Source organism: Citrobacter braakii, assembly GCF_009648935.1.
Lineage (GTDB): Bacteria > Pseudomonadota > Gammaproteobacteria > Enterobacterales > Enterobacteriaceae > Citrobacter > Citrobacter braakii.
This window is the reverse complement of sequence record NZ_CP045771.1, coordinates 4,791,397-4,806,244: the sequence shown is the minus strand read 5'-3', so window position 1 is coordinate 4,806,244 and position 14,848 is coordinate 4,791,397. Positions and strand designations below refer to the sequence as shown.

Annotated in this window: 11 protein-coding genes; 5 read left to right on the top strand and 6 right to left on the bottom strand. The window is 54.8% G+C overall.

The features are described from left to right. Nucleotides 1–3: 3 nt before the first annotated feature. Entirely contained in the window at nucleotides 4–636 is a 633-nt protein-coding gene (locus GFC06_RS22690; protein ID WP_016151943.1) for a LysE family transporter, read from the bottom strand. Between the two features lie 273 nt (nucleotides 637–909). On the opposite strand from GFC06_RS22690, the gene yahO reads away from it, so the two are divergent. Beyond that, nucleotides 910–1,185, top strand: a complete 276-nt coding sequence (gene yahO, locus GFC06_RS22685) for a DUF1471 family periplasmic protein YahO (protein WP_016151944.1) — start codon at nucleotides 910–912, stop codon at nucleotides 1,183–1,185. Nucleotides 1,186–1,217: 32 nt separating this feature from the next. Here the strand turns inward: yahO and prpR are convergent, their stop codons facing one another. Further along, a complete protein-coding gene (gene prpR / locus GFC06_RS22680) occupies nucleotides 1,218–2,828 on the bottom strand; it encodes a propionate catabolism operon regulatory protein PrpR (RefSeq protein WP_046275626.1) in 1,611 nt (536 codons plus the stop codon). Between the two features lie 251 nt (nucleotides 2,829–3,079). Between prpR and prpB the strand changes: the two genes are divergently transcribed. The 4 genes from prpB to prpE all read left to right on the top strand — a co-directional run bounded on the left by prpB (nucleotide 3,080) and on the right by prpE (nucleotide 8,627). Then, complete coding sequence (gene prpB / locus GFC06_RS22675; RefSeq protein WP_153690687.1) at nucleotides 3,080–3,961, top strand: methylisocitrate lyase; 882 nt, start codon at nucleotides 3,080–3,082, stop codon at nucleotides 3,959–3,961. Between the two features lie 80 nt (nucleotides 3,962–4,041). Continuing rightward, a complete protein-coding gene (gene prpC / locus GFC06_RS22670; RefSeq protein ID WP_016151947.1) occupies nucleotides 4,042–5,211 on the top strand; it encodes a bifunctional 2-methylcitrate synthase/citrate synthase in 1,170 nt (389 codons plus the stop codon). Nucleotides 5,212–5,249: 38 nt separating this feature from the next. Beyond that, nucleotides 5,250–6,701 (top strand): bifunctional 2-methylcitrate dehydratase/aconitate hydratase, encoded by a 1,452-nt coding sequence (locus GFC06_RS22665; RefSeq protein WP_153690686.1) that lies wholly within the window; start codon nucleotides 5,250–5,252, stop codon nucleotides 6,699–6,701. Between the two features lie 39 nt (nucleotides 6,702–6,740). After that, nucleotides 6,741–8,627 (top strand): propionate--CoA ligase, encoded by a 1,887-nt coding sequence (prpE, locus tag GFC06_RS22660; RefSeq protein WP_153690685.1) that lies wholly within the window; start codon nucleotides 6,741–6,743, stop codon nucleotides 8,625–8,627. A gap of 44 nt (nucleotides 8,628–8,671) precedes the next feature. Here prpE and GFC06_RS22655 read toward each other — a convergent pair whose 3' ends face one another. The 4 genes from GFC06_RS22655 to GFC06_RS22640 form a co-directional block, all read right to left on the bottom strand. Continuing rightward, nucleotides 8,672–8,944 carry a YceK/YidQ family lipoprotein gene (locus GFC06_RS22655; RefSeq protein WP_016151950.1) on the bottom strand — a complete coding sequence of 91 codons (273 nt, stop codon included), beginning with the start codon at nucleotides 8,942–8,944 and terminating at the stop codon, nucleotides 8,672–8,674. Nucleotides 8,945–9,099: 155 nt separating this feature from the next. Then, nucleotides 9,100–10,353 (bottom strand): MFS transporter, encoded by a 1,254-nt coding sequence (locus tag GFC06_RS22650; protein ID WP_046275623.1) that lies wholly within the window; start codon nucleotides 10,351–10,353, stop codon nucleotides 9,100–9,102. Between the two features lie 52 nt (nucleotides 10,354–10,405). Then, nucleotides 10,406–13,489 carry a beta-galactosidase gene (locus tag GFC06_RS22645; protein ID WP_153690684.1) on the bottom strand — a complete coding sequence of 1,028 codons (3,084 nt, stop codon included), beginning with the start codon at nucleotides 13,487–13,489 and terminating at the stop codon, nucleotides 10,406–10,408. 121 nt (nucleotides 13,490–13,610) lie between these two features. Continuing rightward, nucleotides 13,611–14,693 (bottom strand): LacI family DNA-binding transcriptional regulator, encoded by a 1,083-nt coding sequence (locus GFC06_RS22640; protein WP_047497888.1) that lies wholly within the window; start codon nucleotides 14,691–14,693, stop codon nucleotides 13,611–13,613. Nucleotides 14,694–14,848: the final 155 nt, after the last annotated feature.

Genomic DNA, 14,848 nt, shown 5'->3' with positions numbered 1-14,848 from the left:
CTCTTATCGATGGCTAATACCTTCATAAATAAGCCTGAGCGCGAAGACACCAATAATGGCGCCAATCACCCGGCTGGCAACCCGTTGGATTCGGCCATACGCACGGCGCACGGCGGGCAACGAAAACGCCTGGCTGAGAAAAATACGCCAGATAACGGAAGACAACACAATGCCGGCCCAGGCCATCAACCTGGCCCACGTTGGCGTGTCTGCGCTTAAGGTGACCGAGAAGATACTAATAAAAAACAGCACGGTTTGCGGATTAGATAAATCCGTTAATAACCCGCGGCGGAAAAACACATACCAGGGGGCGGAAAGCGGCTGCTGTAGCGTTGGCATTTGCGGTGTCGCCTGATGCCGGATGCTGTTCCAGGCGAACCACAGCAGATAGGCGCCGCCGACAATCTTAATCAACGAAAAAATCTCTTCACACTGAGTGATAAGCGTCGCCATGCCAAAGAGCCCGAGGCCAGAGTAGAACGCATCGCCTAAGGCGACGCCCAGACCGGTTATCACGCCCGCGCGTCGCCCTGACGCCAGGCTGGTTTGCACCACCACAAACAGGTTCGCGCCGGGGTTAAAAAAAGTTAAAACAAACAGGCTGACGGTGAGTACGACGGCGTGCAGAGGTTCCATAGACAACAATTCCTCAGATTCTCATAAAGTTAACACTATAATTTCAGTGCGCTGCCTGTTCTGAGGATCAACTCACACTGGCTATTGAAACTTTGAACAGGTTGACGCATTGCTACCCGGTGACCGGTTTTTTCTGCGCCGCAAAATCTCTATATATTCCTGCTGAATGTGGATTTTTTATCCAGGCTGGACTAGTTATTAATCATCCTTGAATCGCGTTATGTAATGTTCAGGGATCGATGATGGCGTAATAACAAAACCTGGAGCTGGTCTATGAAAACTGGAATTAAAGTACTTATTGGTGCATTAGCTTTTGTCGTGACCAACGCATATGCCGCGGAATTTATGACAAAACTTGAATTTGAAAAGGTTGAGTCGCAGTACACAAAAATCGGTGATATCTCAACGAGTAATGAAGTTTCTGTCTCAGACGCTAAAGAAGAGCTGCTGAAGAAAGCAGAAGAGAAAGGGGCCGATGTGGTGGTATTAACCTCCGGTCAAACGGATAATAAAATCCATGGCACAGCCAATATCTACAAGAAAAAATAATACGCTACTGTAAAAATCACGATACCCGCCGGTCATTGTATCGGCGGGTTTTCTTTTAATCTGCGCCAGAAGGTGGTTCGACTTACCCCGAGATATCGGGCAGCCGCGGTTTTATCGCCATTGAATTGCGCCAGCACCTGCTGCGGCGTGAGCGATGAGGATACCTGCGGCGCGTCAGCAGCAACGGCCAGTTCCGGTAACAGTTGCTGCAGGAATTGTACGTTCAGCTCCGGCTGCGGCTCGACGCTTAAAAACAGCGCCAGGCGCTCCATCATATTACGCAGTTCACGGATATTCCCTGGCCAGCCATAATTCAGTAACGTCGGTTGACTCAGACCCAGCCCTTTGCGCACAGGTTCAGAAAACGGCACCTCCAGTTCCGCCAGCGACTGTTTTAAAAAGCCTTCCGCCAGCGGCAGGATATCGGGCAATCGCTCGCGTAGCGGCGGTAGCGTGAGGCGCAAAATACTCAGGCGATAAAACAGATCGGTGCGAAATTCTCCCTGTTTTATCTCCTGCTCCAGATGACAGTGGGTGGCGCTAATCACTCGTACATCGACCGGAATCGGCTGATGTCCACCGACCCGGGTGACCTCTTTTTCTTCCAGCACGCGCAGCAGTCGGGTTTGTAACGGCAGCGGCATTTCACCTATCTCATCAAGAAACAGCGTTCCGCCGTGGGCGATTTCAAACAGGCCCGCGCGTCCTCCCCGACGGGAGCCGGTAAAGGCGCCATCCTCATAGCCGAACAGCTCCGCTTCCAGTAATGATTCGGTGATTGCCCCGCAGTTGACGGCAACAAACGGCGGCGAAGGTTTACCGCGCCGGTTCTCCTGACGGGTGAAAAACTCACGATGAATTGCCTGCGCCGCCAGTTCTTTGCCCGTGCCTGTTTCGCCCTGAATCAGCACCGGTGCACGCGAACGGGCATAAAGCATAATGGTGTGCCGCACCTGTTCCATCTGTGCCGAGTGACCGCGCATATCCCCCAGCGCATAGCGGGTGCGCAGCGTATCGCCGGAAACGTACGGACCGTTTCTGCGCAGCGTCAGACGAGTCATATCGAGCGCATCGACAAAGGCCTGGCGCACGGTGGCCGCCGAATAGATAAAGATGCCGGTCATGCCTGCTTCTTCAGCCAGGTCGGTAATCAACCCCGCGCCCACGACCGCCTGCGTGCCGCTGGCTTTCAGCTCGTTGATTTGCCCACGGGCATCTTCTTCCGTGATATAGCTGCGCTGTTCAAGCTGCAAATTGAAGGTTTTTTGAAAAGCGAGCAGCGCGGGGAGGGTTTCCTGATAGGTAATGACGCCAATCGACGAGGTGAGCTTTCCCGCTTTGGCCAGCGCCTGTAGCACGTCAAACCCGCTGGGTTTAATCAGGATCACCGGAATAGATAAACGGCTTTTCAGATACGCCCCGTTGGAACCCGCGGCAATGATGGCATCACAACGCTCGGTGGCTAACTTCTTGCGGATATACGTCACCGCTTTTTCAAAACCAAGCTGAATAGGGGTGATGGTTGCCAGGTGGTCGAACTCCAGGCTGATGTCGCGAAACAGTTCGAACAGGCGCGTGACCGAAACGGTCCAGATAACCGGTTTGTCGTCGTTCACCCGCGGCGGAAGATGCGTATCAGCCATAACCATCCTAAAAAGTAAGGCACCGAGTATTAGGGTTTAGTTGTGTTTCATGAATGTTGCAATGAAACGTGAAGGAACGTTTCATGAAACGATAGCTGACACGCTTTTGTGCAATAAAGATACAAGGATTTAATTTAATGTATTGTTTTTAAAGGTAAATATATAAATTAATTAAAAATTAAGGTCTTTGGCATACCCCTTGCTTTAAATAAATCAACGAACGATAACAAGTTGATAACAAAGGACGGGATATGTCTCTACACTCCCCAGGGCAGGCGTTTCGCGCCGCGCTCAGCAAAGAAAACCCATTACAAATCGTTGGCACCATCAACGCCAACCACGCTCTGCTGGCCCAACGCGCCGGATATCAGGCGATTTATCTCTCCGGCGGCGGCGTCGCGGCTGGGTCTCTGGGTCTGCCGGATCTTGGTATTTCTACCCTTGATGATGTGCTAACCGATATTCGCCGCATTACTGATGTTTGCCCGCTGCCATTGCTGGTGGATGCGGATATCGGTTTTGGATCGTCAGCCTTCAACGTGGCGCGGACCGTGAAGTCGATTTCCAAAGCCGGTGCCGCCGCGCTGCATATTGAAGATCAGATCGGCGCCAAACGCTGCGGCCATCGCCCGAACAAGGCGATCGTCTCGAAAGAAGAGATGGTCGACAGGATCCGCGCCGCCGTGGATGCGCGTACCGATCCCAACTTTGTGATCATGGCGCGGACCGATGCATTGGCGGTGGAAGGGTTAGAGGCCGCCATCGATCGTGCCCAGGCGTACGTCGAAGCAGGCGCGGATATGTTGTTCCCGGAAGCCATTACCGAGCTTGCCATGTACCGTCAGTTTGCTGATGCGGTACAGGTGCCGATCCTCGCCAACATTACCGAATTTGGTGCTACGCCACTGCTCACCACTGATGAACTGCGCAGCGCGAACGTCGCGATGGCGCTGTATCCACTGTCGGCCTTCCGCGCCATGAACCGCGCTGCGGAAAAGGTTTACAACGTGCTGCGCCAGGAAGGAACGCAAAAGAGCGTTATCGACATTATGCAGACGCGCAACGAGCTGTACGAAAGCATCAATTACTACCAGTTCGAAGAGAAACTCGACGCGTTGTATACCAAGAAGTAACCGTCGTAGGCCGGATAAGGCGTAGCTGCCATCCGGCAATAAATTTGTACCCTACATATTATAAAAATGACGAGGACAACATGAGCGACACAACGATCCTGCAAAATAGTACCCATGTCATTAAACCTAAAAAATCGGTTGCGCTGTCAGGCGTCGCCGCCGGAAATACCGCGCTGTGTACCGTAGGCAAAAGCGGGAACGACCTGCACTATCGCGGCTACGATATTCTCGATCTGGCGCAGCAGTGCGAATTTGAAGAAGTCGCGCACCTGCTGATCCACGGGAAATTGCCCACCCGTGATGAGCTCACCGCCTATAAAAGCAAATTAAAAGCGCTGCGCGGACTGCCCGCAAACGTGCGTACCGTTCTGGAAGCGCTGCCTGCTGCCTCGCACCCGATGGACGTGATGCGCACCGGCGTCTCCGCGCTGGGCTGTACGTTGCCGGAAAAAGAAGGGCATACCGTCTCCGGCGCACGCGATATTGCCGATAAGCTGCTGGCATCGCTCAGTTCTATTCTCCTGTACTGGTATCACTACAGCCATAACGGCGAGCGTATTCAGCCGGAAACTGACGATGATTCCATTGGCGGCCACTTCCTGCATCTGCTGCATGGCGAAAAGCCGTCGCGAAGCTGGGAAAAAGCGATGCATATTTCGCTGGTGCTGTACGCCGAACACGAATTCAACGCCTCCACCTTCACCAGCCGCGTGATTGCAGGGACCGGATCCGATATGTATTCCGCGATTATCGGCGCGATTGGCGCACTGCGTGGTCCAAAACACGGCGGGGCGAATGAAGTATCGCTGGAGATCCAACAGCGCTACGAAACGCCAGACGAAGCGGAAGCGGATATCCGTAAACGCGTTGAAAACAAAGAAGTGGTGATTGGCTTTGGTCATCCGGTTTACACCATCGCCGACCCGCGCCATCAGGTGATAAAGCGCGTGGCGAAACAGCTTTCCCAGGAAGGCGGTTCGCTGAAAATGTACAACATCGCCGACCGTCTGGAAGACGTGATGTGGGAAACGAAAAAGATGTTCCCCAACCTCGACTGGTTCTCGGCAGTCTCCTACAACATGATGGGCGTCCCCACCGAAATGTTCACGCCGCTGTTTGTCATCGCCCGCGTCACCGGCTGGGCGGCGCACATCATTGAACAGCGCCAGGACAACAAAATTATCCGTCCTTCCGCCAACTACACCGGCCCGGAAGATCGTGTCTTTGTCGCGATAGATCAGCGTTGCTAATGCAAAACCTCTAAATATAAAAAACAGGAACCCTTGTTATGTCTGCACATATTTCGAACGTCCGCCCGGAATTTGACCGTGAAATCGTTGATATCGTTGATTACGTCATGAATTACGAGATCACTTCGACGGTAGCGTATGACACCGCGCATTATTGCCTGCTTGATACCATAGGCTGCGGGCTGGAAGCGCTGGAATATCCGGCCTGTAAAAAACTGCTGGGGCCGGTAGTCCCAGGGACTGTGGTGCCGAACGGCGTGCGCGTTCCGGGCACCCAGTTCCAACTCGACCCGGTGCAGGCGGCGTTTAACATCGGCGCGATGATCCGCTGGCTGGACTTTAACGACACCTGGCTGGCCGCGGAATGGGGGCATCCTTCCGATAACCTCGGCGGCATTCTGGCTACGGCTGACTGGCTGTCACGCAATGCGGTAGCGGTGGGGAAAGCGCCGTTAACCATGAAAAAAGTGCTCACCGGAATGATTAAAGCCCATGAAATTCAGGGCTGCATTGCGCTGGAAAACTCTTTTAACCGCGTCGGTCTCGATCACGTCCTGCTGGTCAAAGTGGCCTCCACGGCGGTGGTCGCCGAGATGCTTGGCCTGAACCGGGATGAAATTCTCAACGCCGTGTCGCTGGCGTGGGTTGACGGGCAGTCGCTGCGTACCTATCGCCATGCGCCAAATACCGGCACGCGTAAATCCTGGGCGGCTGGCGATGCAACTTCGCGCGCGGTACGTCTGGCGCTAATGGCGAAAACCGGTGAGATGGGGTATCCGTCTGCGCTGACGGCGAAAACCTGGGGCTTTTATGACGTCTCTTTCAAAGGCGAATCGTTCCGCTTCCAGCGCCCGTACGGCTCTTATGTGATGGAAAACGTGCTGTTTAAAATCTCCTTCCCGGCCGAGTTCCACTCGCAGACTGCGGTAGAGGCGGCGATGACGCTGTACGAGCAGCTACAGGCTGCCGGGAAAACGGCGGCGGATATCGAAAAAGTGACCATTCGTACGCACGAAGCCTGTATCCGCATCATCGATAAAAAAGGCCCGCTGAATAACCCGGCGGATCGCGATCACTGCATCCAGTATATGGTCGCCATTCCGCTGCTGTTCGGACGCTTAACCGCGGCAGATTATGAAGACGGCGTGGCGCAGGACAAACGCATTGATGCCCTGCGCGAGAAGATCAACTGCTTTGAAGATCCGGCCTTTACAGCCGATTACCACGATCCTGAAAAACGCGCCATCGCGAATGCCATCACCCTGGAATTCACCGACGGCTCACGTTTTGAAGAAGTGGTGGTGGAGTACCCAATCGGCCACGCGCGCCGTCGTAACGACGGGATGCCGAAGCTGGTCGAGAAGTTCAAAATCAACCTGGCGCGTCAGTTCCCGACCCGTCAGCAGCAGCGCATTCTGGATGTCTCCCTGGACAGAACTCGCCTGGAGCAGATGCCGGTCAATGAGTATATGGATTTGTTTGTTATCTGAAACCCGACTCATCAGGCGTAAGTTCAACAGGAGAGCATTATGTCTTATAGCGAGTTTTATCAACGTTCTATTACGCAGCCGGAGTCGTTCTGGGCCGAGCAGGCCCAGCGTATTGACTGGCAGCAGCCGTATACGCAGGTACTGGACCACAGCAATCCGCCGTTTGCCCGCTGGTTTTGTGGCGGGACGACCAACCTGTGCCATAACGCCATCGACCGCTGGCTGGAGAAACAGCCCGAGGCGCTGGCGCTGATTGCTGTGTCATCAGAAACCGAAGAAGAACGCACGTTTACCTTTCGTCAGCTGTATGACGAAGTGAATATTGTGGCAGCGATGCTGTTGTCGCTCGGCGTACAGCGCGGGGATCGGGTACTGGTTTATATGCCGATGATCGCCGAAGCGCACATTACGCTGCTGGCCTGCGCACGCATTGGGGCGATCCATTCGGTGGTGTTCGGTGGTTTTGCTTCGCACAGCGTGGCGGCGCGCATCGATGACGCCCGACCGGTGGTTATCGTTTCGGCGGATGCCGGGGCGCGCGGCGGCAAGGTCCTGCCCTATAAAAAGCTACTCGATGATGCGATCGATCAGGCTCAGCATCAGCCGCGTCATGTGGTGCTGGTCGACCGCGGTCTGGCGAAAATGGCGCGGGTGGAGGGGCGTGACCTCGACTTTGCCGCGCTACGCCAACAGCATCTCGGCGCACGGGTGCCGGTTGTCTGGCTGGAGTCGAACGAAACGTCCTGCATTCTCTACACCTCCGGGACAACCGGTAAACCGAAAGGCGTCCAGCGCGACGTTGGTGGCTATGCGGTCGCGCTGGCGACCTCGATGGACACCATTTTCGGCGGCAAAGCGGGCGGCGTGTTCTTCTGCGCGTCGGATATCGGCTGGGTGGTTGGGCATTCCTATATCGTGTATGCCCCGCTGCTGGCGGGGATGGCGACGGTGGTTTACGAAGGGCTGCCAACGTATCCGGACTGCGGCGTATGGTGGAAAATTGTTGAGAAGTATCAGGTCAGCCGGATGTTCTCGGCCCCGACCGCCATCCGCGTGCTGAAAAAATTCCCAACCGCGCAAATCCGCAATCACGATCTCTCCTCGCTGGAGGTGCTGTATCTGGCGGGTGAGCCGCTGGACGAACCGACCGCCAGTTGGGTAACGGAAACGCTGGGCGTCCCGGTTATCGACAACTACTGGCAGACTGAATCCGGCTGGCCGATTATGGCTATCGCCCGCGGGCTGGACGACCGACCGTCGCGGCTGGGCAGTCCTGGCGTGCCGATGTACGGCTATAACGTGCAGTTGCTCAATGAGGTGACCGGTGAACCTTGTGCGGCGAACGAGAAGGGGATGCTGGTGATTGAAGGGCCGCTGCCGCCGGGCTGTATTCAGACTATCTGGGGGGATGACGCGCGGTTTGTGAATACCTACTGGTCGCTGTTTTCCCGCCAGGTGTACGCCACCTTTGACTGGGGCATTCGCGATGCCGATGGCTATTACTTCATTCTGGGCCGTACGGATGACGTGATCAACGTGGCCGGACACCGGCTGGGGACGCGCGAGATAGAGGAGAGTATTTCCAGCTATCCAAACGTCGCCGAAGTGGCGGTAGTTGGCGTGAAGGATGCGCTGAAAGGGCAGGTGGCGGTCGCGTTTGTTATTCCAAAACAGAGCGACAGTCTGGAAGACAGCGACATTGCCCATTCGGAAGAGAAGGCGATTATGGCGCTGGTGGACAGTCAAATTGGTAATTTTGGTCGTCCGGCGCACGTCTGGTTTGTGTCGCAACTGCCGAAAACACGCTCCGGCAAAATGCTCAGACGGACGATTCAGGCGATCTGCGAAGGCCGCGATCCTGGCGATCTAACGACCATTGACGATCCCGCATCGTTGCAGCAAATCCGTCAGGCGATCGAGGAGTAACGTCGTGTGATGCCCGGTGGCGCAATGCTTACCGGGCCTACGTGTTAATCAACTTTCTTATACGGCCCGTGATAGTAATCAAACGGCGCATAAACCGTATCGGCCACGAACGATAACGGCACATCAACAAATAACAGCGCTAAATCGAAATAGTTATAATCGTAAGCGCCCGGGTTTTTTAGTTTATCAATATCATGGCGCATACCCACGTAATACGTATCTGAATCCTCGCCTGCCGTGCGCGCATCAATGCTGCCACATCCTGTAAGTAATACGCTGATAAAGAGCGTTGTTACCGCAACCGTCTTTTTGCTCATGCTATGACCTGGCTTCTCGCCCCGTTTTACCATAACGATAAAAAAGCGGCGTGTTGTCCTCGGAACTTAAACCACCAGGTCAGGACTCATCATGTGAGGATGGCATATCGTAGGCCGGATAAACCACGTGAGTGGTGTATCCGGCAAAGAGGCTTTTACAGCGTGACGCTTTCGCGACGACGCAGCAGAGAAAACGGCCCCGGTCCACTTAGGGTAAATACGGAAATCAACGTGAAGCTTAGCGCAATTATCCCCAGCACCAGATACGCCCCCTGGAAACCAATACTCTCATACATTTTTCCGGCCAGAACTGACATGAAAATCATTGCTAACTGTTTGAAGAAACAGAAGCACACCAGGTAAATTGTGGCCGAGAAGCGCACTTCAAACTGACTGGTGATGTATTTGAAGCAACCGACGATCAGGAACGGTATTTCAAACATATGCAGCGTTTTGAGAATGACGACCTCCAGCGCAGAGGTGGCGAAGGAGGAGCCGATGATCCGCACCGACATTATCGTACCGGCCAGCAGTAAGGCGTTCTTTCCGCCAATGCGGTTCACAATCAGCGGCGCAAAGAACATGATAGAGGCATTAAGTAATTCCCCCATGGTCGTGACGTAGCCAAACACACGGGTACCCTGTTCGCCGGTGGCAAAGAACGAGGTAAAGAAGTTGGCGAACTGCTGGTCAAACACATCATACGTACAGGAAACGCCGACCACGTACAGGGAGAGGAACCAGAGTTTCGGTTGTTTAAATAACTCCAGCGCCAGCTTCAGACTGAATGCCGAGTTGTTGGCGCCTACCGCATCCGCAACTTTTGCAGAAGAGGGGACATCTGTTTTTGAAAAGAGCAGCAGCAATGCCAGAATGACCGCACAGCCGGAACCTAACCAGAAGACAAACTGGTTATTGATGGTGAACATAATCCCTGCAATTGAGGCGCACAGCGCCCAGCCCACGCAGCCAAACATGCGCGCGCGACCAAATTCAAAATTGCTTCGGCGGCTGGCTTTTTCAATATAGGCTTCAATCGCCGGGGCGCCGGCATTGTAGATAAAGCCAAGGTAAATCCCGCCGACAATCGAACCCAGTAAAATATTAACCTGTAATAACGGGCCAAAGACGTAAATAAAGAACGGGGCAAACATTACCAGCATTCCGGTAATTACCCACAGCAGGTGTTTACGCAGGCCAAGCTTATCGGAAAGCAGTCCGAAAACAGGCTGGAATAATAACGAAAATAGTGAAATACAGGCGAAAATGATCCCGGTGTCACCTTTACTGATATGGTTTACATCGTGTAACCAGATAGGGAAGAAGGGGAAATAGGCACCCATAATGAAAAAGTAAAAGAAAAAGAAGAAGCCGAACATCCAAAAGTTAGTGTTTTTCAAATAATACATAATGGACTTCCTTACGATGAATGCGGGCAGGGGGGAACCTGCCCGATTATTATTATTTTTGACCCCAGACCAGCTGGTAGTGGTAGCGTCCGGCACTCAGCAGGAACTCTGGTGAAACGGAAGGACTCCAGGAGTCGTCACCGCCCACGCCCATATGGAAGCCATCAATATTGACCCAGGTACCAGCCTCCGGTTGCAGCAGATGGCGGTGGCTGGTTTCCATCAGTTGCTTCTGGCTAAAGCGGCTGATGTTGAACAGGAAGTCCCCTCGCCATTGATGCGCGCCGTAGCGTAGCTCACGCGTGTTGCAGCGTAGACCGTTTTCGCCAGGGAAAACATACGGGGTGTACATCTCATCAAGCGACAAATCCCAACGATCAAAACAGGCGGCGCTCAGACGATCCGGGTAGTTCTCATGTGGGCCGAGACCTAACCAGTTCACGCGCTCAGCGACCTGCGCCAGCTGGCAGCTCAGGCCGATGCGGGCCGGATGTGGCGTGCCGCTGGCGACGTCGACATCCACCGTTATCTGCATCTCACCATTGCCGTCAATACGGTAGCTTTTTCGGCTGACGAACAGCGTTTCGCCCTGATACTGCCACGCATGTTCGGTGGCGATCAGTACCGCATTGCTTAGCGTGTCGGCAGCACAGTGCAGTAACGTTGCTTCGACCAGATAATGACCGGCGGCTTTCCAGCGTTCGACCCAGGCGTTAGGGTCGATGCGGGTTGACTCGCTCACGCCGATGTCGTTGTCCAGCGGCGCGCGGGTGAACTGGTCAGTAAGCGGGGTTAACAGCTGAGCTGCGTCGCCAATCCAGTACTGTGTCAGCAGGCCAGACTGACGGTCGAATTGCCAGCGCTTGTCGTTGACCTCAACAGTAAAGGTGTTTTCGCTCACGTTCAGCTGTGGTGCGGTACGGGCAGTTGGCCGTGGCGCCAGGCTGAGTTTCTCTTCCAGCTTCCATTGCTGCCAGGCGCTAATGTGCCCGGCATCTGACCATGCGGTGGCCTGAGGTTGCTCTACGCGTACCGTTAGCCATAACTGGCCGGCGGTTTCCGGCAGCGGGACATCTGGCAGGGTAATCACCTGGCGACTCTGTGGGGCGATATCCAGCACGATTTCTCCGGCGGCCAGCGGGTTGCCATCCTGGGCAATCGACCAGTGCAGAACTTCGTTATCGCTGTGGCGGAACAGATATTCGCTGGTTATTTCAATCTGGCGTTTGGGTCCCGGCAGCAGTGTAAACTGGAAAAACTGCTGCACATGTTTGGCCTCGTATAATGCCGGATGCGGGGTGCGATCGGCGAACACCAGGCCGTTCATGCAAAATTGACGATCGTTAGGCGTGTCGCCAAAATCACCACCGTAGGCAGACCATGCCTTGCCGTTCTCATCATATTTAATCAGCGACTGATCTACCCAGTCCCAGACAAACCCGCCCTGTAGGCGCGGAAATTGACGGAACGCTTGCCAGTATTTGGCGAAGCCGCCAAAACTGTTGCCCATGGCGTGGGCGTATTCGCAGAGGATCAGCGGACGCTGCTCGCCGGGCATCGACAGCCACTTTTTAATCGACCATTTGGGTACCGCAGGGAAGGGCTGATCCTGATCGACGCGGGCGTACATCGGGCAAATAATGTCGGTCGCCGTGGTATTTGCGCCGCCGCCTTCATACTGTACCGGGCGGGACGGATCTTCTGATTTTATCCAGCGGTAGAGCGCGTCATGGTTGGCGCCATGCCCGGATTCATTGCCCAGTGACCAGATGATGATGCTCGTGTGGTTGCGATCGCGTTGCACCATGCGCGTGACGCGCTGGCTCATGGCTGGCAGCCACGCGGGATCGTCGGTGAGGCGATTCATCGGCACCATGCCGTGGGTTTCAATGTTGGCTTCGTCGACCACATACAGGCCGTAGCGATCGCACAGGGTGTACCACAATGGATGGTTCGGGTAATGGGAGCAGCGCACGGCGTTAAAGTTATTCTGCTTCATCAGCAGAATATCCTGCACCATCGTCGCCTCGTCCATCACCTGACCGTTGACCGGATGGTGCTCATGACGGTTGGTGCCGCGAATCAACAGCGGCTTACCGTTGAGTAACAGCAGGCCGTTTTCAATACGAACCTGACGAAAGCCGACATCACAGGCTTCCGCTTCAATCAGCGCTCCGTCAGCGGTACGTAACTGGACCACAGCGCGGTACAGATTAGGCGTTTCGGCACTCCACAGCGCCGGGTTTTCGACGTTCAGACGCAGGGTAACCCGATCATGATAAGCGCCGCGTTCATCAATAATTTCGCTGCCGAGCGGGGAAGTCGTTTCGTGAGTGAGCGTTTCACCGTCCCACAATTGCAGGGTGACGCGTAAATCTTCGCTCTCGTTGTCCGCCACTCTGACTTCTGTTTCCAGCGTGGCGCGGCTGAAATCGTCGTTAAAACGGGTGTTAATGCGCAGGTCGCGGATTTGTGTAGTGGGCTTATGCAGCAAAGATACATCGCGAAAGATCCCGCTCATGCGCCACATGTCCTGGTCTTCCAGATAACTGCCGTCGCTCCAGCGCAGCACCATCACTGCCAGGCGGTTTTCGCCGTGCAGCAGATAATCGCTAAGATCAAATTCAGACGGCAGGCGGCTGTCCTGACCGTAGCCAACCCAGCGACCGTTGCACCACAGATGAAACGCGGAATTCACCCCGTCAAAAATAATGCGCGTCTGACCTTCATCTAACCACGCGTCTTCGATACTGAATGTGAGCGAGTAACATCCTGTCGGATTCTGCGCTGGAACGTACGGGGGGTTAACCGGGATCGGGTAGGTGACGTTGGTATAAATTGGCGCGTCGTAACCGTCCATCTGCCAGTTAGAGGGGACGTTGATAGTATCAGCCTGTGGCAGATCGCTTGTCAGCCAGCTTTCCGGCACGGCCTCAGGCGCGGAAAACCAGGCGAACTGCCACTTGCCATTCAGCGAGCGTAACTGAGTTGATCGCTGATTGGTGCGCGCATCATCCGCTGAGCGCCAGCTACAAAACGGCGGGTGCGCCTCCAGGCGGTTGAGCTGCGTGACGCCGGGATTTTCCCAGTCACGGCGGGCCAGTACAGCGGAGAGTGAATCTGTGTTCAGGTTCATAACGGTATCCTGTTTGAATTTGTTATTCGCTCACAATTTCAATCAAAATACGAATAAGCGATCCCAACTGTAAAGGACGGGGCGCTCAATGAGTGAACTGACTCACACAATTGTTATGCGTTCACAATTTAGGTGTGAGCTGCGAAACTTGCCGCGCTAGCTGGATCAGTGAGTCGGCCAGCACCTGGGGTGAGAGGGTTTGCGTATCGGGAGGCAGAACCGTATTGCGCTTAACCAGTGTTACGGGCAGCAGTTGGTTGCCCACGCTTGAGGTCCCACGGGGAAGTTGCAGCAGTCTGTCGACGCTGGTTTCACCCAGTAACGGAAAATCCTGCCTGATAGTGGTCAGTGGTGGGATGTAGCAGGCGCTGTCTTCGGTGTCATCGTAGCCGATCACCGAGATATCAACCGCCACCCGCAGACCGAACTCACTGATTGCCCGCATCGCGCCCAGCGCCATTTGATCGTTAGCGACCAGCATGGCCGTGGGGAGATTACCACCATTAAGCATATGCAGCGTTTGCTGAAAACCTGACATCGCGCTCCAGTCGCCTTCCAGCTCCGCGGTGGGTTGCAACTGGTAGTGCGCCAGATATTTATGCCACCCCGCATGGCGAAGTCTTGCCGAAACCGAAGTGTGTGGCCCGCTCAGCAGGGCGATACGCTGATGCCCATGCTGCACCAGATGTTCAACGCCGAGACGTGCGCCGTCGTCATGGGAGAAAATCACGCTGTTAATTGGCGTCTGATCTGAGACATCGAGAAACAGCACCGGCACCGTACCGCAGGCGGCAGCCACGGCAATGGCGTCTTCTTCATCGAGCGGGTAGTTGATGATAAGCCCGGTTACGCGTTGAGAAAGCAGGTTGTGGACTGCGGCTTTACATGCCTCAACGCCGCTACGTTCGACCATGGCGATCACCACGCTGGCCCCGGACTGGTCGGCGCGGGATTTTATGGCGGCAACGATTTGCGAGGGGGCGTGCAGGGCAAGGTTCGCCGTCACGACGCCAATCAGCGGCGTCTGTTTGCCCGCCAGCTGCTGTGCGACACGGTTGGGGATGTAATTGAGCTCCGCCATCGCGGCCTCAACTTTCTGTCGGGTTTTTGCGGAAACGTGGCTGGCCTGATTCACGACGCGCGAGACGGTCTGGTAAGAGACTCCTGCATGGTCTGCCACATCGTATAGCGTTACCGGTTTCACGTTTATCACCCCTGTCATGACGTTATCTGCGCGCTATGATGCCACAGCGGGACGGTTTTGGGGTATTTGCGCATTGGTTCTGCGAGGCGCATTCCAGGGTTGCAGATCGTGTGCTGGAGGATTTATCGTCGTGATGCTTAACAGAATAAAAAAGT